This window comes from Pantoea eucrina (assembly GCF_002095385.1).
Taxonomy (GTDB): Bacteria; Pseudomonadota; Gammaproteobacteria; order Enterobacterales; family Enterobacteriaceae; genus Pantoea; species Pantoea eucrina.
Genome location: NZ_MIPP01000043.1, coordinates 1 through 25,636, shown reverse-complemented (window position 1 = coordinate 25,636; position 25,636 = coordinate 1). Strand labels below are relative to the sequence as shown.

The window sequence follows — 25,636 nt, the reverse complement described above, 5'->3', positions numbered from 1 at the left end:
GCCTGAAACCAGGGCGCCATGAATGGCGCCCCTACAGGATCCGTACCCGCCTGAAACCAGGGCGCCATGAATGGCGCCCCTACAGGGAATTCCCGCGTTATGCGCGTGCCAGGGCCATACGCATCAACATACGATGGTTAAATGATGCGCTGGCTGCCTTTAAAATCGCGCAGGAAACTGCCCCAGCGCCGCTCATAAAATGGCGTGATATGCGCGGTAAAAAAATGGCTGACGCCATGCTGTCCGGCATCCACTTCGCAGATATCAACAGGAGCATCATCGGTCAGCGTATCGGTCGCCACGCTGCCTGCGGCCTGAATAATTTCATCGATATCACTGTCAGCTTCTATACCAATCAGCAGATTAGGCGCTTCGTTCACGCTTTCACGCAGGCTGGCAATGTAGGCGCGGCGCACCTGTTTATATTTAGCAAACAGCTGGGTCAGGGAGTCGATCATCTGTGCCGGCGGCTCAGCTACCTCCGACAGCAGCAGCGCGTGGCCGCCCTCCAGCACTGTCTGCTGGCTCAGCGCACTTCCCTCCTCACCCAGCAGATGCGCGATTTCACCCGGCGTAAACTCTTTACCCGCTGGTAATTTCGGGTTCAGAAACAGCGCTTCCCCCAGCGTCATCTCAAACAGCGTACGCGCCGGCAGGCGCAGCCACGGCTGTTCATCCGTTATCGCCTCGCGCATAGCCGCCTCAGAGCTGAAGAACGGGATCACGCTACCGCCTCCCTCTTTCTCCCAGTGCTGTAACTCGACGGGCGAGGTCGCGTTAAACTGTTCAGCCGGGCTTTCACCTGGCACCCAGACATCTGCGGCCAGCAACAGCTGAAAAAACTCCGGGCGATGCGCCGGCTCGGTGGCCGCCAGCTTCAGCACCTCTTCAAGACGATTACTCATGCGTGTTTCATTCCAAAAAAGCGGGCAGGAGCCAGCCTGCCCGAAGCGGGATTATTTCAGTAACAGGTTGGCAAGCGTGCGCACGCCGAGTCCGGTTGCGCCCGCTGACCACTGATCCACCGCGCTTTTGCGGTAGGTTGCGGAGCAGTCAATATGCAGCCAGCCCTGCTGATATTTTTCAACAAACCACGAGAGGAATGCGGCCGCGCTGCTGGCACCGGCGGCGTGAGCCGGGCTGGCGATGTTGTTGAGATCGGCAAAATTTGACGGCAGATGGCTGCGGTGGAACTCCGCCAGCGGCAGACGCCAGAACGCTTCATTTTCGCCGGTGGCGCTGCCCAGCAGCGACTCAGCCAGCACATCGTCGAAGGTAAACAGCGCGTGATAGTCGTTGCCGAGCGCCGTTTTGGCTGCGCCGGTCAGCGTGGCAGCATCAATCAGCAGCTCCGGCTTCTGCTCGCTGGCGTCAATCAGGCCATCCGCCAGCACCAGACGCCCTTCCGCATCGGTGTTCATCACCTCAACGGTTTTACCGTTGCGGTAGCGGATGATATCGCCAAGACGGAATGCGTTGCCGCTGACCATGTTATCGGCACAGCAGAGATAGAGTTTTACGCGCTTCGTCAGCCCACGAGCAATCGCCAGCGCCAGCGCGCCGGTGACGGTCGCCGCTCCGCCCATATCGGACTTCATAGAGTCCATAAATGCGCTCTGCTTCAGACTGTAGCCGCCGGTATCAAAGGTGATCCCTTTACCGACCAGACAGGCGTAAACCGGCGCATCTGCGTCACCGGTCGGGTTGAAGTCAAGCGCCAGCAGTACCGGCACGCGCGACGAGCCACGCCCAACGGTATGGATACCGCTATACCCCTGCTCGCGCAGATCTTCGCCTTTAGTGATGCGATAGCTGACGGCATCGCCACCCGCGTCTCTGATCAGATCGATAGCGCTGTGCGCCAGCTGTTCCGGGCTCAGGTCTTCCGCGGGCAGGTTAATGGTATCGCGCACCCAGTCAATAATCTGCAGACGACGATCGAATTCAGCGCGATCGCTGTCGCTGAGCGCCGGCCATTCCACCTGGCGCGCGCCTTTCGGGCTGCGATAGCCCTGCCAGAATGCCCAGCACTTTTCCAGATCCCAGTCGTCACCGCACAGCGCAACGTGACGGATCCCCTGGCTGTCGAGCTTGCGCGCCGCGCGCTGAATCGTCAGCAGCGCATCACTGCCCGTAAGGTGCAGCGTCATACCACTCTCGCTGCTGCTCAGCAGGGCTTTTTCGCCCCAGCGCGCATCAGCAGGCTGCGTGCTGAGCGTAATATTCATCGGTTGTGTTGTCATCGCGTCGCTCCGTTTACGTTTGGTCTCATTCCACGCCAGACCGGCGCGGAGTGGCATGGATCAGCGGGCGGCTGCCGGGGCAACGGCCCGCATCCGGCTGACGGCTTTATTGACCAGCGCAATCGCGTAGTCAATCTCCTCCTGCGTAGTGAAACGCCCCAGCGAAAAGCGCAGCGAGCTGTAGGCCAGCTCCGGCTCAACGCCCATTGCGCGCAGCACATAGGAGGGTTCCAGACTCGCCGAGGTACAGGCTGAGCCGGATGAAAGCGCCAGATCTTTCAGCGCCATAATCAGCGTTTCACCCTCAACCTGCGCAAAGCTGATATTGAGGATATTTGGTGCGCTGTGTGCCAGCGAGCCGTTAAGCTGTACGCCGCTCAGCTGGCTGATGCCCTGCCAGAGCCGCTGACGCAGCGTGGCGAGTCGCGTCATCTCTTCTGCCATTACCTCGCCTGCCAGCGCATAGGCTTCACCCATACCGACAATCTGATGCACCGGCAGCGTTCCGGAACGCATACCGCGCTCGTGCCCGCCGCCGTGCATCTGTGCGTCAATCTTCACCTGCGGCTTGCGGCGTACCCAGAGCGCACCGATGCCTTTGGGTCCATAGAGCTTATGCGCCGAGAACGACATCAGATCCACCGGCAGCGTGCTGACGTCAAGCGGCAGCTTGCCCACGCTCTGCGTGGCGTCCACGTGGAACAAAATGTCACGCGCGTGACAGAGCGCGCCCAGCGCCGCAATATCCTGGATGACACCCGTTTCGTTGTTCACGTGCATCAGCGACACCAGCACGGTATCGTCGCGCAGTGCGGCAGCCAGCATATCCGGCGTGACAATACCGTCGCTGCCGGGCGTCAGCCAGGTCACATCAAACCCTTCGCGCGCCAGCTGCAGACAGCTATCGAGTACCGCTTTATGTTCCGTCTGGCTGGTAATGATATGCCGTCCGCGCGCCTGACGGGCGTGTGCTGCCCCTTTAATGGCGAGGTTATCCGCTTCGGTCGCGCCGGAAGTAAAGACTATTTCGCGCGGATCGGCGTTAACCAGCGCCGCAATCTGATTGCGGGCAACATCAACGGCCTCTTCAGCCTGCCAGCCAAAGCGGTGGGAACGGGATGCGGGATTACCGAAGGTGCCATCCAGCGTCAGACACTGCATCATTCTGCTGGCGACTCGTGGATCCACAGGCGTGGTCGCTGCGTAATCCAGATAGATCGGTAATTTCATGGCGCTGTAACTCCGTAAAATAAAACACAGGTCTTTATAGCATGATTCAGCCTGCAGAGAGTAAACCGGTCATGCGGCCGGTGACGGGAGCGCTAACAGCACAAAGCCCCGGGGGCTTAATCGCTAAGCGCCCGGGGCTTTGTAAAAGTCAGTCTTCAGTCAGGCAATAGGATTGCGATCAGGCACGCAGATTAACGTTAATGGTTTCCTGCACGCGATGCTGCTGAAAACGACGGTTATCCACGCTGTTCTGACGATCGGCAACATCCAGGATTTCCTGATTATTCACCAGCTCAGCCAGCGTAATATTGTTCAGGAAATCGCTGATGCGCTCGCTGAGATCGCGCCACAGAACGTGAGTCAGGCAGCGTTCGCCACCCTGACAGCCCTCTTTGCCCTGACATTTGGTCGCATCCACCGACTCATCTACCGCGGTGATCACCGCACCCACTGCGATAGCACTGGCATCTTTACCCAGCAGATAACCGCCACCCGGCCCGCGCACGCTGGCAACCAGGCCGTGCTTACGCAGACGCGAGAACAGCTGTTCCAGATAGGAGAGTGAAATCCCCTGACGCTCGGAAATATCCGCCAGCGGTACCGGCCCCTCATGCGAATGCAGGGCTACGTCCAGCATAGCGGTAACGGCATAGCGTCCTTTGGATGTCAGTCTCATAGCGTAAAACCTCGTCGGCATCCGCCCTTATGCAGGCGGGTTATCGGTGGAATGTCAGTCAGCGCAGTCTGACATTCCCGAGTATTTTGGTCAACTATTTAACCGAGTAATTTACTCAACTATTTAACCTGGCGTTTTACTCAACTATTACCCTTGTCGCCTTTGGGTTTTTCAAAGGAGGAGAGCATGCCGCGCAGAATGTTCAGCTCATCGCGTTCCGGACGGGCACGCGTATAGAGGCGGCGCAGTTTGCTCATCACCTGGCTCGGCGTGCCGGTACGGATAAAGCCGCTCTCCAGCATCATCTGTTCGATATGCTGATAAAAGCGTTCCAGATCGTCCACCAGCGGATAAGGTGAGGCTTCATATTCCGGCTGCGGAGCCGCTTTTTCCTGCGCATCCAGCCACGCCATACGCACTTCATAAGCGATGATCTGCACCGCCATTGCCAGATTCAGCGAGCTGTACTCCGGGTTAGCCTGAATGGCTACGTGATAATGACACTTCTGCAGTTCGTCGTTGGTCAGTCCGACGCGCTCACGGCCAAATACCAGCGCGACCGGTGCCTGCTGTCCCTCTTCCACGCTCTTGATGCCGCACTCGCGTGAATCCAGCATCGGCCATGGCAGCGAACGTGAACGGGCGCTGGTACCTACCACCAGGCTGCAGCCGGCAATCGCCTCATCCAGCGTATCAACAATGCGGGCGTTGCCGATAACGTCGCTGGCCCCCGCCGCAAGAGAGATCGCCTGCGAGTCAGGTTTAACCAGCGGATTCACCAGATAAAGGTTGCTTAACCCCATGGTTTTCATGGCGCGGGCAACAGAACCCATGTTGCCGGTGTGGGACGTTTCAACCAGTACAATTCGGATATTTTGCAGCATAATTATGAGCGGGTGAGAAAATGATGGCGCGTATCCTAACATAAATGCAGGACATTTGCTGAACACGCTGCTATACTCCGCGCCGTTTTCCCCGTTCTTTAACATCCAGCGAGAGATACCGATGCATCCGATGCTCAACATCGCCGTGCGCGCAGCGCGCAAGGCCGGAAATTTAATTGCCAAAAATTACGAAACTCCCGACGCTGTCGAAGCCAGCCAGAAAGGCAGCAACGACTTCGTGACCAATGTTGACCGTGACGCAGAAAGCCTGATTATCGAAGTCATTCGTAAATCTTACCCACAACACACCATCATCACCGAAGAGAGCGGTGAGCTGGCGGGTGAGGATCAGGATATTCAATGGGTAATCGATCCGCTGGATGGCACCACCAACTTCATCAAACGTCTGCCACACTTCTCCGTCTCTATTGCCGTGCGCATTAAAGGCCGCACTGAAGTGGCTGTGGTTTACGATCCAATGCGTAATGAACTCTTCACCGCCGTACGCGGTCAGGGCGCACAGCTGAATGGCTATCGTCTGCGCGGCAGCAACGCCCGCGATCTGGATGGCACCATCCTGGCGACCGGCTTCCCGTTCAAGGTTAAGCAGCACGCGACGCCATATATCAATATTGTTGGCAAACTGTTTACCCAGTGCGCAGACTTCCGTCGCAGCGGTTCAGCCGCGCTGGATCTGGCTTATGTCGCAGCCGGCCGCGTGGATGGCTATTTCGAGATTGGCCTGAAGCCGTGGGATTTTGCAGCGGGTGAGCTGCTGGTACGTGAGGCGGGCGGTCTGGTGACTGACTTCACCGGCAACCACGGTTATCTGCACTCAGGTAACATCGTAGCCGGCAATCCGCGCGTCGTAAAAGCCATGCTGGCTAATATGCGCGAAGAGCTGAGCGAAGCGCTGAAGCGCTAAGCAAAAAAAAGGCGGCCCGCGGGCCGCCTTTTTTAATGGTACTGATTAACGACGTTCGTGCGTTAACACCTGACGCGGCTGAGTACGGCGACCTACACCACCCAGAATCGCTGCCAGCACGGCTTCGATAATCAGCATGATGAAGGTGAACCAGCTCGCTTTCGCCGTAGCAGCGGCAGCCTGTTCTGCTGCTTCACGTGCTTTCTGCTCCGCTTCCTGCTTCAGCTGCTGATACTTCTGCATCGCCTGCTGATAGCTCTGCTCTGCCTGGTTAACAATCTGTTCTGCTTCCTGGTCACTCTTACCGGTACGCGCTTTGATAATATTTTTCAGCGCATCGCGGTCAGCAGCCTGCAGCGTATCAGAATGACGGCTCAGCACGCCTTTAAACCAGTTGCTCAAATCAGCATCCGCGTTCTGCGGATTTTGTGCCGTATTTTTTGCCTGATTCTCAGCGTTGTTCGCTTCGTTATTTGCATCCTGCTGCAGATTTTCTGGCTGTAATTCCGGCTTGCCGGTCTGGCGCAGCGTGGTCTCCAGCTCATTCTGCAGATCGTCGAGGTTAATATTATTTTCCTGCAGCTTCTCTTTCGCCATATTGGTCAGCGAAGGCGCAACAGAAGAAATACCATTACCCAGCGCATTTACACCTGAACCCAGAATATTAAAGGCGCCGCCAATAATACCGCTTGCCAGAGAGAAAGCCAGCCACAGAGTAATAAGCGTACTGACACCAAACATCAGTAAACCGTGCAGTGCGCCTTCGCGCTGTGCCAGACGGCCGGCGATATAGCTACCTACCGCCATCGCAATCAGCATGCTGGCACCGGTCCAGATCAGCGCGCCAGTACCAAGATGCTCCAGAGGATTTTGCTCCTGCTGTGGATCAATGGTCGTAGCACCAATTGCCGTACCCAATACTCCCAGTAATATATGAACAATCAGCGCAGCGATAACACCTGCAAATATTGCGCTCCATGAAATGCGTTTTAACGGCAGTCCCGCATGTGTATCGGTCACGGTCTCCGTGATGCCATTATGAGTCCGGATTTCAGGCATGGTATTCTCCTCGCAAAAAACGACGACTGATAAAAGTTTATTTTAAAAAAGTTAATTCTCAGCTGATGTCATTTAGCGTAGACAGAGAATGCTATTTACACCAGAGGTGCACAGCAGGATATTTTTCTCTGATAGCGGAAAATTAAACATCCGGCAGATTATGCGCGGCCGGATGTTTATCCCGGGTCCGGTTAAAAGGGGCGCAGGCCGTTGCTGGCAGCGGGGAGTGCACTCTGCCACAGAAGCGCTCCGGCAAGTATCAGCGCAACCGCCCCCAGTAGCATGAGCAGCGCCATCACTACCGCAGTTCGTTTTTGATCGGCTGCTGAACGGCTCAATCTCGCTGCCAGCACGCGCGAACGCTGAACCATGATGCCCAGCAGAGACACCGTCAGCGCGGTCCCCAGCGCCATCGCCAGCGCAGCGGCCACGCCCCACAGATAAACATCAATCACTTTAGCGAATAGCAGCATCATCAGCGCCCCTGAACAGGGGCGCAGGCCCATGGAGAGGACCAGCAGCAGCTGAGTCCTGAAGCTCACCGCGTGCGCCAGCTGATGCGCATCCGGTACATGCGTATGGCCACATGCGCAGGCTGCGTCATGCTGATGCTGCGTATGTATTGCCCGGATCTGCCAGCCCGCCGCCGGACGCAGGGCTGCCCGCAGCGATTTCACGGCGCGACAGCCCAGCCAGCAGCCCAGCGCGATAACCAGCAGGTAGCTCCCCTTTTCCAGCCAGTAGCTGCTGAGATGGAGCTGGCGCGATGAGGTCTGCAGTACCACCAGCATCAGCGTCACCAGGGCAATGGCTACCCCGCCCTGCAGCAGCGCAGCCAGCAGAGTCAGACGAATGCTGGTGCGCAACTGCGCAGGGTGCGTCGCTAAAAAAGTGGCGATCACCACTTTGCCATGCCCCGGTCCCAGCGCGTGCAGGACGCCATACGCCAGGCTCAGCAGCAGCAGCGTTATCCCCGCCTGGCGCGGCTGTGCTGCGACCTGCTGCAGCAGCTGTGTCAGGGAATGGTTAAGCGCTTTCTGCCACAGCACGCTCTGTAACAGAATGTGCGGCCAGGCGTGCCAGAGCAGCATTGCGGTCAGCAGCAGCAACAGGCCGGCGGCGGGCAGTGGCCAGCGACGCCGCGTAGGGAGCGGAATATTCAGCGACATATCAGCGTCACCGTCTGGGCAAACTGGCGGCCCAAATCCATATCTTCCGGCGGCGCGTCAGCTTTATCCAGCGACAGTGCATACTGCTGCAGCGACGCGTCCGGCTGTGGGGTCGTAAGCTTCAGCTGGCAGTGCGCCTTTAGGTTCTCATCCATGGCAATATCCTGTGACGTCTCATACTGCATATCAACAAAATAGCTGGGATCAAACGTCAGCATACGGTAACGCTTCCCGGCCAACGGCTGCGGCTCGCCCAGCGGCACAATAAATTCGAGCACGGCCTTATGTCCGCTACGCGACAAATTGTACTCCTGCGGCAAATTAAGAAATTTTATCCGCGTTTTCTCCTGCCACAGCTCGGTAAAATAGTGCTGACCCAGTACGTTAGCCATCACCTGAGCCGCCAGCTTTTTCCATACCACATCACCCGGACTGGCCTGCCCGGCATCATAAAGCAGGTCGGCGGAGGTGATTTCGTCCATCGTCCAGACCATTTTTATGCCAGTCAGCCGATCGTTCTGGCTTTTCAGCTCTGCTTTCATCGCAATAAAACTGTGCGGATGGCATGCAGCCGCAGCGGAGAAAAACAGCGTAACCAGTAAAAGCGCAATTTTCATATGTTATAAAGTAACAATTTATAAGGTAAAGGTTTACGTGGCCCGAAAAAAACTGTGACCCGCCCTGAAGCTCTGAGTAAAAGTCTGCACCGATAGCGTAATTTCAGCGCGATATTGGCTATTCTTAGCTGAAAAATGAGCTGCGGATAAAATACGTGATGAGTTTTGCGCCTGCTACAGCACCGCTCTTCAGCCGTTCCCAGCGACGTTGCCATCTGTTACTGCTGTTATTTCTGCCCGCCCCCGCCCTGACGCTCGATAAACTGTGCCAGCTGAACGGCGTTGATCCTGCGGTTGCCCGTCAGGATATCGCGGATGTGGGCGATGAGATACAGCGCTTTCATCAGCTGGAACTGCATCAGATGGTGGATGGCAGCTTTCGCATTCACGGCACGGAACTGGACAGAAGACTCTGCCTGATCCACTGGCTGCGACGCGCGCTGCGCCTGTCGCAGGCGTTTGTCTGCGACCATTTTGTTCCCGCCCTGCGTCAGCGGCTCAAAGTTTTGCAGATTGAAAAAGCGCTGTGGGATGAGATCAACCTGCAGGCGCTGATCCAGCACTGCAGCCTGCGGCTGATGCGCAATTTCTCTCCCCGCGACCAGCTTTTTCTGCTTATTTTTATGAAGTATGCCCTTTGTCAGCGTCAGGCGGCGCTGTTCAGCGAGCGGCAGCGCAGCTGGCTGGCAGACAAAGCGGAGCGTGCCGCAGCAGACGATGTCATTCACCACTGGCAGAAACGCTGTCATCTGATGCCCGATGCCAGCGAAACCGATTTCTGGACGCTGCTCTTCAGCCTGATTCATGCGCCTGATGCCACCCAGCTGAGTATGCCACAGGCGCACCGGTTGATGAGTGCCACCGAAGCGCTGATTGCGCGTTTTGAACAGCTGGCAAAAACGCGCATCCGCAACCAGCATGAGCTGAAGCTCCAGCTCTATACCCATCTGGCGCAGGCGCTGGACCGCAGCCATTTTTCTATTGGCATCGATAATAGCGTGGCGCTGGATGTGGCGCGGCTCTATCCGCGGCTGATGCGCACCACCGAGCGCGCGCTGTACCATTTCAGCAGCGACTTTGGCACGCAGTTCAGCGCGGAAGAGACCAGCCTGGTGGCGGTGCTGTTTGGTGCCTGGATGATGCAGGAGAGCGCGCTGCAGGAGAAGCAGGTACTGCTGCTCACCGGCGTCGACGCCGCGCTGGAGCAGCTGCTGGAGCAACAGCTGCGCGACATGACGCTGCTGCCGATCAATATAACCTATCAGGATATGCTGCACTTCCAGCGCGAGGGCGCACCGCGCGATGTGGCGCTGGTAGTGACTCCCTATGCTATTTCGCTGCCGCTCTTTTCGCCGCCGCTGATCCATGCAGAACTGCCGTTAAGCGATCATCAGCAGCAGCGTATTCTTCAGCTGCTGGACGCCTGAGCCGCAGGGCGCAGGAACAGCGCCGGCAGCGCCACCAGCGCCATGACCCAGAAGAGATGCCCCTGCAGGTGAGCAAACAGGACACCGCAGATCATGGTCATCACGGCAATTCCGCCCCCCATCGCCAGCGCCGAGTAAAGCGACTGCAGGCGAATCACCTCGGTGCCTTTACGTGCAGCGATAAAGCGCATCGCCGCCAGATGACAGATGGTAAAACTGCCGCAGTGCAAAATCTGTGCGACAACCAGCAGCGGCAGCGCGGTCGTGGCGCCGAGCAGCGTCCAGCGCAGCAACGCGCAGACGCCGGAAAGCAGCAGCAGATCGCGCGCGCTCCAGCGTCTGAACAGACGGTTACTGAGGGCAAAGACTACAATCTCCGCCACCACGCCGAGCGACCACAGATACCCCACCACGGAGGCGGAGTAGCCCGCCTGCTGCCACCAGATGGCACTGAAGCTGTAGTAGGCAGCATGCGCGCCCTGCAGCAGCGTAACGCAGATCATAAAACGCCAGACGCTCTTTTCCCGCAGCAGATCGCGCCACGCCGCCCAGCCGCCGCTGGCGCCCTGTCGCGCCTCACCCTGCGGACGCGTCTGCGGTGGCAGCAGCATCCCGCTCAGCATGGCCACGACGCCCAGACTCAGCAGTAGCAAAACCGCCTGATAAGAGTAAGCGCTGACCAGCATGCCGGTGAGCGCCGAGCTGATGACAAACGCCAGCGATCCCCACAGCCGCACCGGACCGTAGGCCAGCCCAATCTGGCGCGTCCAGGTTGCCGCCAGCGCATCGCTCAGCGGCACCAGCGGAGAGAAAAAGAGATTGAACCCTACCATGACCAGCAGCAGCCAGAGCCACTGGCCGCCGAACCAGAAGCCGAGAGCGAACAGTGCGGTCAGAAGCGCCAGCAGCCGCAGCGCGACAATCAGCTGAGCCGGATTTTTAACCTGTGAAGCGATAAGCAGGCTGCCGGCGAAGCGCGCGACCATGCCACAACCGAGCAGCAGGCCAATTTTTTCCGCATCGAGTCCGCTGCCCTGCAGCCAGACGCTCCAGAAAGGTAAATAGATGCCGTAGCAAAAAAAGTAGGTGAAATAGCTCAGTCCCAGCCATCTGGCTGATGCGATGGTCATGCTCTCTCCTGTGGCGCGCGCCACTGCCTGCGGTTTGGGCGCTACTTTGGCAAAGCACCGGCTAAAAAGAAACCCGCAGAGCGAATCAATCGTGCGCTAAGCAGCGGAAAATACACCAATAAAAAAGGATGGCCGGAGCCATCCTTTTTTCATCCGTTAAAACCTGTCAGGCATAAACGGGCAGACGGGCACAGATATCGAGCACTTTCTGTTTGGTGCGTTCGATGGTGGCCTCGTCATTCACGTTATCCAGCACGTCGGCGATCCAGCCAGCCAGTTCACGCACGTCTGCTTCTTTGAAGCCGCGACGGGTTACCGCTGGTGTACCGATACGCACGCCAGAGGTCACAAACGGGCTTTTCGGATCGTTTGGCACGCTGTTTTTGTTCACGGTGATATTTGCACGTCCCAGAGCGGCATCCGCTTCTTTACCGGTCAGGCCTTTGCTCACCAGATCGATCAGGAACAGATGGTTATACGTACCGCCGGAAACGATGTTGTAACCGCGCTCCAGCAGGACTTCAACCATCGCTTTCGCGTTTTTAGCCACCTGCTGCTGATAGGTTTTGAACTCCGGCTCCATCGCCTCTTTGAAAGCTACAGCTTTACCGGCGATGACGTGCATCAGTGGGCCGCCCTGTCCGCCAGGGAAGACCGCAGAGTTGAGCTTCTTATACAGATCCTCATCTCCGCCCTGCGCCAGAATCAGGCCGCCACGCGGACCCGCCAGCGTTTTATGCGTAGTTGTGGTCACGATATGCGCGTGCGGAACCGGGTTAGGATAGACGTCAGCTGCCACCAGACCTGCCACGTGAGCCATATCCACAAACAGCCAGGCGCCGATGCTGTCAGCGATTTCACGCATTTTTGCCCAGTCGCAGACGCCGGAGTAGGCAGAAAAGCCGCCGATGATCATTTTTGGCTTATGCGTCTGTGCCAGCTCGGCCAGTTCGTCATAGTTGATTTTGCCGGTTTCATCGATGCCGTACGGGATAACGTTGTAGAGTTTTCCGGAAAGATTGACCGGTGAACCGTGGGTCAGGTGACCACCGTGCGCCAGATTCATACCAAGAATGGTATCACCCGGCTGCAGCAGCGCGGTGTAAACAGCGAAGTTTGCCTGCGAACCAGAGTGAGGCTGAACGTTGGCAAAATCTGCACCAAACAGGGCTTTTGCGCGGTCGATCGCCAGCTGCTCAACGATATCAACATATTCACAACCGCCGTAGTAGCGCTTGCCCGGATAGCCTTCCGCGTATTTATTGGTGAGCTGTGAACCTTGCGCCTGCATAACGCGCGGGCTGGTGTAGTTTTCTGAAGCGATCAGTTCAATGTGCTCTTCCTGACGCACTTTCTCCTGCTCCATAGCCTGCCACAAATCGGCATCATAATCGGCAATGTTCATATCACGCTTTAACATCCGCATCTCCTGACTCAGCAACTTTAACGGCAATTTAAGCCCCCGCTTAGGGGCGAAGGCCAACAGTGTAAACGGTTTTGCCAGGGGACGATAGCGCCAGGGCGCTCTTTTTACGCAAACGATTGGCATGCCGCTGGAACGCCTTTTTTACGCTTTAGCTGCACGCAAAAAAAGGGCATGGATTGACGGAAGATCAGCGTAAACCGCCCGGAATGCGTACCCGGCTCGCGCTAAAAGCTGCTGCTGCCGGTTTACAGCCGGACGTGCACGGCATAAGATTCATTTAAAATACATCTTTTAAGTTATCCGCTGAGGAACACACCATGCTTGACGCTCAGACTATCGCGACCATTAAATCTTCCGTGCCCGCTATAGCAAAAATGGGACCCGCTCTTACCGGCTGTTTTTACCACAAACTGCTGAACGATCATCCTGAACTGAAAAACGTGTTTAACATGAACAATCAGCGCAGCGGCGATCAGCGTGAAGCTCTGTTTAATGCGATTTGCGCTTACGCCACCCATCTGGAGGATTTGCCAGCGCTGCTGCCGGCGGTCGAGAAAATTGCGCAGAAGCACGCCAGCCTGAATATCCGGCCTGAACAGTACGATCTGGTAGGCGCCACGCTGCTGGCCACCATGAAGGAGCAGCTCAATCCGGACGAGGAGGTACTTGCGGCCTGGGGCAAAGCATATGCGCTGCTGGCGCAGGTCTTTATTCAGCGTGAAGAAGCTATCTATCAGGCATCTGAGCAGAAGAGTGGTGGCTGGCGCGGCCTGCGTGACTTTCGTATCCGCCGCATTACGCCGGAAAGCAGCGTGATTACCAGTCTGGAGCTGGTTCCCAATGACGGGCAGCCGGTGGCCGATTTTCTGCCGGGACAATACCTGACGCTCAGCCTGCGTCTGACAGAAAACGGGTTTATGCAGCATCGCCAGTATTCGTTGACGCACGCGCCTGACGGCAAAGCCTACCGTATTGCTGTCAAACGTGAAGCGCACGGAACCGTGTCGGGCTGGCTGCACGACTGCGCCCGGGTGGGAAATATTGTGCAGTGCAGCGCGCCGGCGGGTGACGTCGTGCTGCAGACAGAACCAGCGACGCCGGTGACGCTGATCTCAGCGGGCGTCGGTCAGACGCCGATGTTAGCGATGCTCGCGGTGCTGGCGCAGCAACAGCATCCGGCAGCCGTGACCTGGCTGCACGCGGCTGAAAATGGCGCGCAGCACGCCTTTGCGCGGGAAGTTGCCGCGCTGGGTGCCACCCTGCCGCACTTTCGCAGCCACGTCTGGTATCGCCAGCCTGCCAGCGACGATGCCGGCCGGTATGATGCAGAGGGCGTAATGGATCTGGCCTGCGTGTCAGCGGAGCTGAACCAGCCGGACCGCGCGTTCTGGCTGTGCGGGCCGCTGCCGTTTATGCAGTTTGTCGCTCGCCAGCTGCTGGATGCAGGCGTCGATACCGCACGCATTCACTATGAGGTTTTCGGCCCGCACAAGGTGCTGTAATTGCAGCAATAAAAAAGCCTGCGGCAGGCAGGCTTTTACTGTGACACCGGACAGAGTATCAGATTGCCTCTTCATCCTCTTCGCCGGTGCGGATACGCACCACGCGCGCCACGTCAAATACGAAAATTTTACCGTCGCCGATTTTGCCGGTCTGCGCCGTTTTCATGATGGTTTCCACGCAGGTATCGACAATGTCATCCCCGACCACCATCTCGATTTTTACCTTGGGCAGGAAATCGACCATATATTCGGCACCACGATAGAGTTCGGTGTGGCCTTTCTGACGTCCAAACCCTTTGACCTCGCTCACCGTCATCCCGGTGATGCCGACTTCCGCCAGCGCTTCACGCACGTCATCAAGTTTGAATGGTTTAATAATTGCATCGATCTTTTTCATCGCAGATCCCTTTTTCGCTCCCTCCATGACGGACGGATAACAGAAAGTATATATCGCTAACGGCGCCGGTGGCGCGGCTAACTACTCTTTAAAGTCGCTGGCGTCCAGCTCATGACGAGACAGCAGCTTATAGAACTCGGTACGGTTACGTCCAGCAAGACGCGCGGCGTGAGTAACGTTGCCTTTGGTCATCTGCAGCAGCTTGCGCAGATAGTTCAGCTCAAACTGGTTGCGCGCCTCCGCAAAGGTGGGCAGCGCGGTGTTCTCGCCCGACAGCGCCTGCTCTACCAGCGCTTCACCAATCACGGGAGCAACGGTCAGCGCAACGCACTGCTCAATAACGTTAACCAGCTGACGGACGTTACCCGGCCAGCTGGCGCTGACCAGCCGCTTCATTGCACCGGCAGAGAAGCTGCGGACAAATGGCTTGTGGCGCCCGGCGGCCTGACGCAGTAAATGGTTAGCCAGCAGCGGAATATCTTCAGCACGCTCGTGCAGCGCCGGAAGTTTAAGATTCACGACATTGAGCCGGTAGTAGAGATCTTCCCGAAAACTCTTTTTCTCCATCGCTTTTGGCAGGTCGCGATGGGTGGCAGAAAGGATACGTACGTTGATCTCCACATCCCGGTTACTGCCAAGGGGACGCACTTTGCGCTCCTGCAGCACGCGCAGCAGTTTGATCTGCAGCGCCGGAGGCATATCGCCAATCTCATCCAGAAACAGCGTGCCGCCCTCTGCTGCCTGAAATAATCCTTCGCGCGCGCTGACCGCGCCGGTAAATGCGCCCCGCGCGTGGCCAAACAGCTCTGACTCCAGCAGCTGCTCCGGCAGTGCGCCGCAGTTAATGGCGATAAAGGGTTTCGCCGCGCGCGGACTGGCAGCATGAATTGCCTGCGCCAGCACCTCTTTCCCGGTGCCGCTCTGACCGTTAATCAGTATGGAGACGTCCGACTGCGCCACCATGTGCGCCTGCTCCAGCAGCCGCTGCATCAGCGGATTCCGGGTGACAATCGCTTCACGCCACCGGTCGTCACTGATCGGTGCACGCAGCGCCAGCGCCTCATCGATCGCTTTATACAGCGCGTCGCGATCCACGGGTTTGGTGAGAAAGCTGAATACCCCCTGCTGCGTGGCAGAAACCGCATCGGGTATGGAGCCGTGCGCGGTCAGGATAATGACCGGCAGCCCGGCGTGACGCCGCTGAATTTCGCCAAACAGCGCCAGCCCGTCCATCTCATCCATACGCAGATCGCTGATGACCACATCCGCGGGCTCTTTCTGCAGCTGACGCAGCGCCTCAGCCCCGCTGGCGGCGGTAGCGACCTGAAAACCTTCACTGCTGAGACGCATACCGAGCAGCCTGAGCAGGCCCGGGTCATCATCCACCAGCAGTAAACGGGCACGTGCACTCATGGCTGCTCCTCCCGGATTTCGTCCCCGGCGTGCGGGCTGTCGCTGCTGTCCGGCGCTTTACGCGATGAAAGCTGGCGCTCTATGTCAGTCAGCCGCTCCAGTTTACGCTGGGTTTCGTTCAGCGCCTGATGCAGCCGGGCCTGCTGGTGGCGCAGGGCATCCAGTTCGCTATCGTGACTCTGCTGCAGCGCGCTGTAGCGGCTGCGCGCCTCGCTCAGCTCCAGCTGCGCAGCCTGGTTACTGCGCCACAACTGGATCAGCGGACGCACCGTTGCGGGAAAGTCTGCGCTGTAGCTGTCGAGCGTGGCGATATACTGACGGCGCTCAACCGGCGTGACGTTACCGTTCGCCAGCAGAATGCCCTGCTTGAAGGCGCGCGCCCAGCTCTGCACCGGCCAGCGGCGGGCCTCTGCGCGGGCTTCAGCCGCCGAAAACCGTTCGCTGCAGTCAATCGCTCGCTGCCAGTAAAGCGGATTGTTTACCGCCGCTGCGGTTTCAGCAGGCCATACGTTCTGACAGGCGGTAGTAAGGTAGTCCGGCAGCCGGGTATCGGGTTCAGTGACGCTTATATGCTCACGCTGGGGCACCGGCACCGCATGCGGCTGGCAGGCGCTCACGCCGCTTAAAATAAGTACGCTCAGAAGAGCTTGTCTGATAAGGCGTTTCATGGTTCAGGCTTCCTGGCACCGGCGGGTAAAATAATGCGGAAACAGACATCTGCCTCTTTGTGACTGACCAGCTGCAGGTCTCCCTGCATGCGCCGCAGACAATCTTTTGCAATGCTCAGGCCCAGGCCGCTGCCTTTTACGGGCCCCTGCCGCTGCTGGCTGCCCTGGTAGAAAGGTTCGAAGATCATCGCCTGCTCCTCTGGCGGAATCGGAGTACCGCTATTCGCCACATCAATCCACACCCTGTCGCCTTTTTGCCGGCTGTGCAGCCAGATGTTACCGGATTCACGACCATAGTTCACGGCGTTCGAGTAGAGGTTATCGATAACGCGCTCCAGCAGCGTCGCTTCCGCCAGACAGCGGGTGGCCTGCAGATCAACGTGCGTTTTTATTCGCCGGGCGCTGGCAGGCAGCGAATGCACGCGGGTGACAGCCGCCACGATCGCATCCAGCGCGACCGGCTCCGGAGTAAGCGGCATCTCGTTCAGCTTGCGGTTGTAATCCAGCAGCTGCTCAATCAGGCGCTGCAGATGGCGACTGCTGCTGTCGAGAATAGCGACGATCTCCTGCTGCTCTGCGTTAAGCGGCCCGGCAACGCCATCGGCCAGCAGCTCTGTGCCTTCACGCAGGCTGGCGAGCGGCGTTTTCAGCTCGTGTGAAAGATGACGTAAAAATTCATGTCGCTGTGCCTCCAGCCAGCTTAGCCGTTCGCTAAGCCAGGCAATACGCTGTCCCAGCGAGCGCAGCTCACGCGGTCCGCGAAAGCTGACGTTATTTTCCAGCGACTGCCCTTCCCCCAGCCGGTTGATCATCCGCTCCACGCGCTTTACCGGCCCGATAATCATGCCGGTAAACAGCAGCACCAGCATCAGCGTAACCAGGAACAGGATCAGCGCCTGCCAGCCAAAGAACTGACCGCGCTCGGCGATATCGCGCTGCAGCTGCAGCCCGCGGGAAAACACCACGTCGCGCGTCGCCTGCACCATACGCGCGTTAGCATCAGAAAAGCGCTCCAGCGCAGCGGCACCGGACGCTGAAGGATTACCGTTTTCGCAGGCGGCCGTGGCGAGCTGTGGCAGCGTGCTGCGCAGCAGGGTAAACGTGGGCAGTTCCGGCAGGCTGGCCGCATGGCTGTTCAGCATCTGTCCGTAGCGGGTCCACTGGGTGGTATAGAGTCTGACCAGCGCAGCATCACCGAGTACGCAATATTGACGATAGCTGCGCTCAAGCTCCAGGGCGGTGCGGGCCATCGCCTCGCTGCGCCGCACGTCGGTAAAGGTATTGCGGTTGGTATCTGCCGCCTGATTACTGAGCGCAGAGAGGCTTTCCCACGCCTGCCACGCCAGCACCAGCAGCGGCAGTAGCACCAGTAAAAAGGCCATCAGAACCAGTTGTCGCAGGGATCGGGGAAACGGACGCCATCTCATACTGCCGCGCTCTCGTAAAAAGTGTGCTGCAGGCATGCTAGCTAACTCTGGCGCGCTTAGAAAGCCGGAAATGCAAACGGCAGACCCGAAGGTCTGCCGCTCAGAAAAGGTGGAGCCTAACTCAACGTTACGTCCGGTGCTTGATAACGCTGCAATGCAGACGATTATCGGTCAGGTGGACGGCAGGCTCCGTTTGGTGCGTCATTCAGGGTTCTGTGAGCTCTGCCGTAAATTACGGGGCAATCACAGACAGGCGAATGAGCCACGTCCTGATTATAGCAACTATCGTGCCACTTTTTAAAACTCTTTATTTATCAGAGTGGCGCCATAGTACCGCTGCCTCCGGCAGGTGGCTCTGAGCTGCTGACCATATGAAAGTGTCTCTGCTTAGCGACGCATTTAGCCTGGATTTTTCTGATTAATATAAATCAAAGAGTTAAGTGTCTCAATAAAGAGACAGTGCGGCAGGCGATTTGTCGGAATTGAGCGACAGTCGTCTGCGTCAGATAAAAAAACCGCCCTTTACTGCGGCGGCTTTTTTTTACTGCTTACAGGCACCTGCTGTAAAACGCAGATCAGCCCAGCTGCTTACGCGCATTACGGAAAATGCGCATCCACGGGCTGTCTTCGCCCCACTCTGCCGGATGCCAGGAGTTGGTGACGGTTCGGAAGACGCGCTCCGGATGCGGCATCATGATCGTAACGCGACCGCTTTCGTTGGTGACCGCCGTGATACCGTTTGGCGAGCCGTTCGGGTTAGCCGGATAGCTTTCGGTCACTTTACCGAAGTTATCCGTGAAGCGCAGTGCCACCAGGCCTTTTGCTTCCAGCGCCGCCAGATGGGCGCCGTCGCGCACTTCAACAAAGCCTTCACCGTGTGATACCGCAATCGGCATGCGTGAACCTGCCATCCCCTCCAGCAGCAGCGACGGACTGGTCGCCACTTCCACCAGGCTGAAACGCGCTTCAAAGCGCTCAGACTGATTGCGGACAAAACGCGGCCACAGCTCGCTGCCGGGGATCACTTCACGCAGATTTGACATCATCTGGCAGCCGTTGCAGACCCCCAGCGCCAGCGTCTGCGGACGATGGAAGAAGTTTTCAAACTCGTCGCGCACGCGATCGTTAAACAGAATCGATTTTGCCCAGCCTTCGCCGGCACCCAGTACGTCGCCGTAAGAGAAACCGCCGCACGCCACCAGCGCATGGAACTCCTCCAGGCCGCGACGTCCCGCCAGCAGATCGCTCATGTGTACATCCACAGCGGTAAAGCCGGCGCGATGAAACGCTGCTGCCATCTCAACGTGTGAGTTAACGCCCTGCTCACGCAGCACGGCGATGCGCGGGCGCACGCCGGTGGCGATCATCGGCGCAGCCACATCTTCTTCCGGCCGGAAGGTCAGCTGAGCGTTCAGACCCGGATCGCTGTCGTTTTGCTTCGCCTCATGCTCCTGATCGGCACAGGCCGGATTATCACGCAGGCGCTGCATCTGCCAGGTGGTTTCGGCCCACCAGGTACGCAGCGTCGTGCGGCTTTCGCTGTAGACCGGATGCTCGCCGGCGCGGATCACAAAGCGGTCGCCCGGCAGCGCCTTGCCAATCACATGCAGCGCGCTGCGCAGACCGTGGTCAGCAAATACCTTCTCTACCGCTGCCAGATCGGCCGCGTTGATCTGCAGCACCGCGCCCAGCTCTTCGGTGAACAGCGCCGCCAGCGCATCGCTGCCCAGCGCGGCGATATCCGCCTCAATACCGCAGTGGCCGGTAAAGGCCATCTCCGCCAGCGTCACCAGCAGCCCGCCGTCGGAACGGTCGTGGTAAGCCAGCAGCTTCTGTTCGCTGACCAGCGTCTGGATAGCGTTGAAGAAGCCTGCCAGCTGCGCGGCGTCGCGCACGTCAGCCGGCTTATCGCCCAGCTGACGATAGACCTGCGACAGCGCGGTTGCGCCCAGCGTATTGGCACCGTTGCCGAGGTCCACCAGCAGCAGCAGGTTATCCTGCTCCGCCTGCAGCTGCGGCGTTACGGTACGCCGGACATCTTCCACGCGCGCAAACGCGGTGATCACCAGCGAGAGCGGCGACGTCATTTCACGCTCTTCATTGCCCTGCTGCCAGCGGGTTTTCATCGACATTGAGTCTTTGCCGACCGGGATAGTGATCCCCAGCGCCGGGCAGAGTTCTTCGCCAACGGCTTTGACCGCTTCGTAAAGGCCGGCATCCTCACCCGGATGTCCGGCTGCTGCCATCCAGTTCGCAGAAAGCTTCACGCGCTTCAGCGAACCAATCGCGGTAGCGGCCAGGTTAGTGAGCGCTTCGCCTACCGCCAGACGCCCGGAGGCGGCAAAATCAAGCAGCGCGACCGGGGCGCGTTCGCCCAGGGCGAAAGCTTCGCCGTGATAGCTGTCGAGGCTGGCCGTGGTCACGGCGCAGTTTGCCACCGGGATCTGCCACGGTCCCACCATCTGATCGCGCGCCACCATGCCGGTCACGGAACGGTCGCCGATGGAGATAAGAAACGTTTTCTCAGCCACCGCAGGCAGATGCAGCACGCGGTTAACCGCATCCGCAACCGTGATGCCGTTACGCTGCAGCGCGTCGCCTTTTGCCTGCTGCCGCGTGACGTCGCGCGTCATTTTTGGCGTTTTGCCCAGCAGAACATCCAGTGGCATGTCGATAGGCTTGTTGTCAAAATGGCTGTCGCTCAGCGAGAGGTGCTGCTCTTCAGTCGCCTCGCCAATCACCGCATACGGGGCGCGCTCGCGCTGGCACAGCTCATCAAACAGCGCCAGCTTCTCTGGCGCAACGGCCAGCACATAGCGCTCCTGCGACTCGTTACACCACACTTCCAGCGGGCTCATGCCCGGCTCATCGCTGAGAATGTCGCGCAGGTTGAAGTTACCGCCGCGTCCGCCATCGCTGACCAGCTCAGGCATGGCGTTAGAGAGACCGCCCGCGCCGACGTCGTGGATAAACAGAATCGGGTTGCTTCGCCCAGCTGCCAGCAGCGGTCAATCACTTCCTGACAGCGGCGCTCCATTTCCGGGTTGTCGCGCTGCACTGAGGCAAAATCGAGGTCGGCATCGGACTGACCGGAGGCCATGGATGAGGCCGCACCGCCGCCGAGGCCGATATTCATCGCCGGCCCGCCCAGCACAATCAGTTTGGCCCCCACGACGATCTCGCCTTTCTGCACGTGATCGGCACGAATATTACCAATCCCGCCTGCCAGCATGATCGGCTTGTGATAGCCGCGCAGTTCAACGCCATTGTGGCTATTAACCTGCTCTTCATAGGTGCGGAAGTAACCGTTCAGCGCCGGACGGCCAAATTCATTGTTAAACGCCGCGCCGCCCAGCGGGCCTTCGGTCATGATATCCAGTGCGGTAACAATACGATCCGGCTTGCCGAAATCCTCTTCCCACGGCTGCTCAAAGCCCGGAATACGCAGATTGGAAACGGAAAAGCCGGTCAGACCCGCTTTCGGTTTGGCGCCACGCCCGGTTGCGCCTTCATCGCGGATTTCGCCACCTGAACCGGTAGCGGCACCCGGCCAGGGAGAGATAGCGGTTGGATGGTTATGCGTCTCTACCTTCATCAGGATATGCGCGGCTTCCTGATGAAAAGCGTACTCGCCCTGCTGCGCATCAGCGTAGAAGCGGCCAACTTCCGAACCTTCCATCACGGCAGCGTTATCTTTATAGGCTGACAGCACGTGATCGGGATGCTGCTCAAACGTATTTTTGATCATCTTAAACAGCGATTTCGGCTGTTTTTCGCCATCGATGATCCAGTCAGCGTTGAAAATTTTGTGGCGACAGTGCTCTGAGTTCGCCTGCGCAAACATATAGAGTTCAATGTCGTTGGGGTTGCGACCCAGACGGGTGAAGGCATCCAGCAGGTAATCTATTTCATCATCCGCCAGCGCCAGGCCCAGCGTGCTATTCGCCTGCTCCAGCGCCTGACGTCCGGTTCCCAGCACGTCAACGCTCTGCAGCGGCTGCGGCGCGTGATGAGCAAACAGCTGCTCTGCCGCCTGCAGATCGCTGAATACGCACTCCATCATGCGATCGTGCAGCAGGCCAGCCAGCTGCTGCCACTGCGCTTCTGTCAGCTGCGGCGCCTGAACATAGAACGCCAGGCCGCGCTCCAGGCGCTTAACCTGCGGCAGATCGCAGTTGTGAGCAATGTCCGTGGCTTTCGATGACCAGGGAGAGATAGTGCCGGGGCGCGGCGTGACCAGCAGCAGACGCCCTTGAGGCGCATGTTCAGCGAGAGAAGGGCCATATTTCAGCAGACGCTGCAGGCGGGCGTGTTCATCCGCGCTGAGCGGTGCGGCAACATCAGCAAAATGGACATACTCGGCGTAAATATCACTCACCGGCAGATGAGCGTTCTGAAAGCGGGTCAGCAGTTTGTTTACACGAAAAGCTGACAGAGCGGGCGAACCACGCAGAATTTCCATCATTAAAGATCTCTCGTCTTCGAAGCGCCGGGCGACGCTTCCTTGGGCGCAACAGGGAAAACGGGCGGTATTATAGAGAAAGCGTGCGGGTAACGAAACCGTTTGCGCAGAAAAACTGCCATACGGGATTTGCCTGAATTTTGCGCAAAACTTGCTATATGAGTTGCCCTGTTTCGCTTTGTTGCGCAAAATGCCCCTCGCTCTGGGAGTAAAAAACAATACCAATACTGCCTTTAAAGGACAGAGGCCTGTGAGCCATTAAGAGACAACCATTTGAAACGCCTAAAATTAAATTATCTGTTTATCGGTCTGATCACCGTGCTGCTGGCGCTGGCGCTGTGGCCGGCAATCCCCTGGTACGGGGGCGATCGGGACGCGCTGACAGCGATCAAATCACGCGGTGTGTTGCGCATCAGCACCGTCAATTCGCCACTGACCTATTACACCGTCAATCAGGCACCGGCTGGCATGGATTACGAGCTGGCAAAGCGCTTTGCAGACTACCTCGGCGTCAGGCTGGAAGTCACTGTGCGACCCAGCCTGGGCGATCTGTTTGACGATCTCGATGACGGAAAAGCCGATCTGCTCGCCGCCGGGCTTATCTATAACAGTGAGCGTCTGGCGCACTATCAGGCCGGTCCCAGCTACTATTCGGTGTCGCAGCAGCTGGTTTACCGTATCGATAAGCCGCGTCCGCGCACGCTGGGCGACCTGAAAGGCCGTCTGGTGGTGCAGTCCGGCTCAGCCTATCTCTCCACGCTGCGGGCAGAAAAAGCCAACAGCTATCCCGATCTCGACTGGGCTATCGCCACCGATCAGGGACAGAAAGCGCTGCTGGAGGCGGTGGCTGACGGCAAGCTTGACTACACGGTAGGCGACTCGGTGACCGTGGGCCTGCTGCAGCGTATTCATCCGCAGCTGGCGGTAGCCTTTGATATTACCGATGAAGAGCCAGTGACCTGGTATCTGCCGCGCAATGCTGACAGCAGCCTCAACGCGGCCATGCTCGATTTCTACAGCCAGATGGGTGAAGAAGGCACCATGGCGCGGCTGGAGGAGAAGTACCTCGGTCACGTTGGCACGTTTGATTATGTTGATACCCGCACCTTCCTGCGCGCAATTGACAATACGCTGCCGGATATCAAACCGCTGTTTGAGAAATATGCGGCGAGCATGGACTGGCGCCTGCTGGCGGCGATCTCCTATCAGGAGTCGCACTGGAATCCGCAGGCGACCTCGCCCACCGGCGTGCGCGGCATGATGATGCTGACGCGCAACACGGCGGATAGTCTTAACGTTGATGACCGGCTCGATCCGGAGCAGAGCATTCGCGGCGGCAGTGAGTATCTGCAGCGCATGATGGATAAAGTGCCGGCGAGCGTGCCTGATGACGAGCGCATCTGGTTTGCGCTGGCAGCTTACAATATGGGATATGCGCACATGCTCGACGTGCGCCGGCTGACAGCAAAACAGGGGGGTAACCCTGACAGCTGGGCGGATGTAAAACTGCGCCTGCCGATGCTCAGCCAGAAGCGCTACTACGCGCAAACCGCCTACGGCTATGCGCGCGGGCATGAAGCGTATAACTACGTGGAGAATATCCGCAAGTATCAGCTAAGCCTGGTGGGCTATCTGCAGGAGCAGGAGCGTCGCCTGGCGCAGCGTTCAGCGCTGGAAGCGGAGCTGGGCGCCGGTTATCCGGCGGTTGAGCCCAAAATCGCCATGAATTAATCTGCGCGCTGTGCCTGGCGCAGCGCGCGCTTCTGCTCGCGTCGCATACGAAAAAAGTCGCTCAGCATGCCGGCGCACTCCTCCGCCAGCACGCCGCAGGCGATCTCAATCTGATGATTCATCCCCGGGTGCCCCAGTACATCCAGCAGCGAACCGGCCGCGCCGGTTTTAACATCTTTCGCGCCGTAGACCAGCCGGGTAATGCGGCTGTGGACCATAGCGCCGGCACACATGACGCACGGCTCCAGCGTGACATAGAGCGTGGTATCCAGCAGGCGATAGTTATTCAGCACTTTGCCGCCCTGGCGCAGCGCCATGATCTCCGCGTGTGCGGTGGGATCGCACTGGCCAATCGGCCGGTTCCAGCCCTCGCCTATGACTTTATCTCCCTGCACCAGCACGGCTCCGACCGGCACCTCACCCTGCTCCCGGGCACGCTGCGCCAGCTGCAGCGCATAACGCATCCAGTATTCATCAGTTTGTGGCTTCACCGGGTAACTCCTGCAGAATCAAAAGGCGGCGCATTATAGACAAAAACGCCGCGCGATTCACTCCAGCTGCTGCAGTTCACCGCGCGGCGTTACGCGCCAGCGATGCTGGCAGAAAAACAGCAGCGGGTTATCCTGCTTGCTGTCGCTATAGCCGCTGTAGAGCTGCAGCGGCGTGCCAATCTGCTCTTCCAGCTGCGCGACCTTTTCGTGGCCCAGGCAGCGCATTGCCAGCACGCGTCCGCCGCGTCCTGGCCGCATCTGGCTGGCGATCAGTTTCACACGCGGCAGAAAGGCGGAATCGAAATAGACCTGCTCCACCAGTGATTGCGGTGAGCCGGTAATCAGCCACACATCAGCATCGTTGCTCTGCAGGTAATCGGTCAGGCGCTGCTGCACCACCGGAAACGCTACTACCCGCTCGCGGAACCACTGCGCAAACTCCGCTTCACGCGCGCGCAGGCGCGTTTCGCTGTGCCCGAACGTGATTGCCCAGAGCAGCAGACTCATTGGCCAGCGCGCTGCCCGGCCCTTAATCAGCAGCCCGAGGCCAATAACCGGCAGCAGCGGAACCACCAGCAGCAGATTCAGCGGCTGCCGGCGCAGCAAAAAGCGCATAAAGGTGCCAAACATATCCTGCTGATGCAGCGTGCCATCCAGGTCGAAAAATACGACGCGGCGTTGCGAGTCCTGTGTCAAACCTCTCTCCTTTTTTAAATCAGTTGCTGCTCTACAGTGTAGCCAGCAACCGCGCTTAGCGAA

At 58.4% G+C, this 25,636-nt stretch carries 20 protein-coding genes and 1 pseudogene; 4 read left to right on the top strand and 17 right to left on the bottom strand.

Annotation, left to right across the window (positions count from 1 at the left end):
* Positions 1–137: 137 nt before the first annotated feature.
* The 5 genes from sseB to trmJ form a co-directional block, all read right to left on the bottom strand.
* On the bottom strand, positions 138–905 hold the full coding sequence (sseB, locus tag HA43_RS15665; protein WP_039379633.1) for an enhanced serine sensitivity protein SseB: 768 nt from the start codon (positions 903–905) through the stop codon (positions 138–140).
* A gap of 51 nt (positions 906–956) precedes the next feature.
* Positions 957–2,243 carry an aminopeptidase PepB gene (gene pepB / locus HA43_RS15660; RefSeq protein WP_039385612.1) on the bottom strand — a complete coding sequence of 429 codons (1,287 nt, stop codon included), beginning with the start codon at positions 2,241–2,243 and terminating at the stop codon, positions 957–959.
* 60 nt (positions 2,244–2,303) lie between these two features.
* Positions 2,304–3,473 carry an IscS subfamily cysteine desulfurase gene (locus tag HA43_RS15655; protein ID WP_094112085.1) on the bottom strand — a complete coding sequence of 390 codons (1,170 nt, stop codon included), beginning with the start codon at positions 3,471–3,473 and terminating at the stop codon, positions 2,304–2,306.
* A gap of 178 nt (positions 3,474–3,651) precedes the next feature.
* On the bottom strand, positions 3,652–4,149 hold the full coding sequence (iscR, locus tag HA43_RS15650; RefSeq protein WP_094112084.1) for a Fe-S cluster assembly transcriptional regulator IscR: 498 nt from the start codon (positions 4,147–4,149) through the stop codon (positions 3,652–3,654).
* Positions 4,150–4,289: 140 nt separating this feature from the next.
* Positions 4,290–5,033, bottom strand: coding sequence for a tRNA (cytosine(32)/uridine(32)-2'-O)-methyltransferase TrmJ (trmJ, locus tag HA43_RS15645; RefSeq protein ID WP_094112083.1), 744 nt, complete (start codon positions 5,031–5,033; stop codon positions 4,290–4,292).
* 121 nt (positions 5,034–5,154) lie between these two features.
* On the opposite strand from trmJ, the gene suhB reads away from it, so the two are divergent.
* A complete protein-coding gene (gene suhB / locus HA43_RS15640) occupies positions 5,155–5,958 on the top strand; it encodes an inositol-1-monophosphatase (protein WP_039379640.1) in 804 nt (267 codons plus the stop codon).
* 45 nt (positions 5,959–6,003) lie between these two features.
* Here suhB and HA43_RS15635 read toward each other — a convergent pair whose 3' ends face one another.
* From HA43_RS15635 to HA43_RS15625, 3 genes are all read right to left on the bottom strand, one after another.
* Positions 6,004–7,017 (bottom strand): TIGR04086 family membrane protein, encoded by a 1,014-nt coding sequence (locus HA43_RS15635; RefSeq protein WP_039379643.1) that lies wholly within the window; start codon positions 7,015–7,017, stop codon positions 6,004–6,006.
* 191 nt (positions 7,018–7,208) lie between these two features.
* Positions 7,209–8,186: a nickel/cobalt transporter gene (locus tag HA43_RS15630; RefSeq protein WP_094112082.1), complete on the bottom strand. Its 978-nt coding sequence runs from the start codon at positions 8,184–8,186 to the stop codon at positions 7,209–7,211.
* Positions 8,177–8,803 carry a DUF1007 family protein gene (locus HA43_RS15625; protein ID WP_094112081.1) on the bottom strand — a complete coding sequence of 209 codons (627 nt, stop codon included), beginning with the start codon at positions 8,801–8,803 and terminating at the stop codon, positions 8,177–8,179. Before HA43_RS15625 ends, HA43_RS15630 begins: the two co-directional genes overlap by 10 nt.
* Before the next feature lie 158 nt (positions 8,804–8,961).
* Here HA43_RS15625 and csiE point away from each other — a divergent pair, with 158 nt between their 5' ends.
* On the top strand, positions 8,962–10,230 hold the full coding sequence (csiE, locus tag HA43_RS15620) for a stationary phase inducible protein CsiE (RefSeq protein ID WP_094112080.1): 1,269 nt from the start codon (positions 8,962–8,964) through the stop codon (positions 10,228–10,230).
* On the opposite strand, the gene HA43_RS15615 is transcribed toward csiE, so the two are convergent.
* Both HA43_RS15615 and glyA read right to left on the bottom strand, forming a co-directional pair.
* Positions 10,212–11,360 (bottom strand): 3-phenylpropionate MFS transporter, encoded by a 1,149-nt coding sequence (locus HA43_RS15615; RefSeq protein ID WP_071667891.1) that lies wholly within the window; start codon positions 11,358–11,360, stop codon positions 10,212–10,214. The genes csiE and HA43_RS15615 overlap by 19 nt on opposite strands.
* Positions 11,361–11,526: 166 nt before the next feature.
* Positions 11,527–12,780 (bottom strand): serine hydroxymethyltransferase, encoded by a 1,254-nt coding sequence (gene glyA / locus HA43_RS15610; RefSeq protein ID WP_039379655.1) that lies wholly within the window; start codon positions 12,778–12,780, stop codon positions 11,527–11,529.
* A 323-nt stretch (positions 12,781–13,103) separates the two neighbouring features.
* On the opposite strand from glyA, the gene hmpA reads away from it, so the two are divergent.
* The gene (hmpA, locus tag HA43_RS15605) at positions 13,104–14,288 is read left to right on the top strand and encodes an NO-inducible flavohemoprotein (RefSeq protein ID WP_094112079.1); all 1,185 of its coding nucleotides are present in this window, start codon (positions 13,104–13,106) and stop codon (positions 14,286–14,288) included.
* 58 nt (positions 14,289–14,346) lie between these two features.
* On the opposite strand, the gene glnB is transcribed toward hmpA, so the two are convergent.
* From glnB to purL, 5 genes and pseudogenes are all read right to left on the bottom strand, one after another.
* Positions 14,347–14,685: a nitrogen regulatory protein P-II gene (gene glnB / locus HA43_RS15600; protein ID WP_007886217.1), complete on the bottom strand. Its 339-nt coding sequence runs from the start codon at positions 14,683–14,685 to the stop codon at positions 14,347–14,349.
* 81 nt (positions 14,686–14,766) lie between these two features.
* Positions 14,767–16,098, bottom strand: a complete 1,332-nt coding sequence (gene glrR / locus HA43_RS15595; protein WP_039379663.1) for a two-component system response regulator GlrR — start codon at positions 16,096–16,098, stop codon at positions 14,767–14,769.
* Positions 16,095–16,766, bottom strand: coding sequence for a two-component system QseEF-associated lipoprotein QseG (qseG, locus tag HA43_RS15590; protein ID WP_039379666.1), 672 nt, complete (start codon positions 16,764–16,766; stop codon positions 16,095–16,097). Before qseG ends, glrR begins: the two co-directional genes overlap by 4 nt.
* On the bottom strand, positions 16,763–18,193 hold the full coding sequence (locus HA43_RS15585) for a sensor histidine kinase (protein WP_071667889.1): 1,431 nt from the start codon (positions 18,191–18,193) through the stop codon (positions 16,763–16,765). Before HA43_RS15585 ends, qseG begins: the two co-directional genes overlap by 4 nt.
* Before the next feature lie 575 nt (positions 18,194–18,768).
* A pseudogene (gene purL / locus HA43_RS15580) lies at positions 18,769–22,658 on the bottom strand (phosphoribosylformylglycinamidine synthase).
* A gap of 270 nt (positions 22,659–22,928) precedes the next feature.
* On the opposite strand from purL, the gene mltF reads away from it, so the two are divergent.
* The gene (mltF, locus tag HA43_RS15575) at positions 22,929–24,386 is read left to right on the top strand and encodes a membrane-bound lytic murein transglycosylase MltF (protein ID WP_039379675.1); all 1,458 of its coding nucleotides are present in this window, start codon (positions 22,929–22,931) and stop codon (positions 24,384–24,386) included.
* Here mltF and tadA read toward each other — a convergent pair.
* Positions 24,383–24,877, bottom strand: coding sequence for a tRNA adenosine(34) deaminase TadA (gene tadA / locus HA43_RS15570; RefSeq protein WP_094112078.1), 495 nt, complete (start codon positions 24,875–24,877; stop codon positions 24,383–24,385). The genes mltF and tadA overlap by 4 nt on opposite strands.
* 57 nt (positions 24,878–24,934) lie before the next feature.
* The gene (yfhb, locus tag HA43_RS15565; protein WP_094112077.1) at positions 24,935–25,573 is read right to left on the bottom strand and encodes a phosphatidylglycerophosphatase C; all 639 of its coding nucleotides are present in this window, start codon (positions 25,571–25,573) and stop codon (positions 24,935–24,937) included.
* Positions 25,574–25,636: the final 63 nt, after the last annotated feature.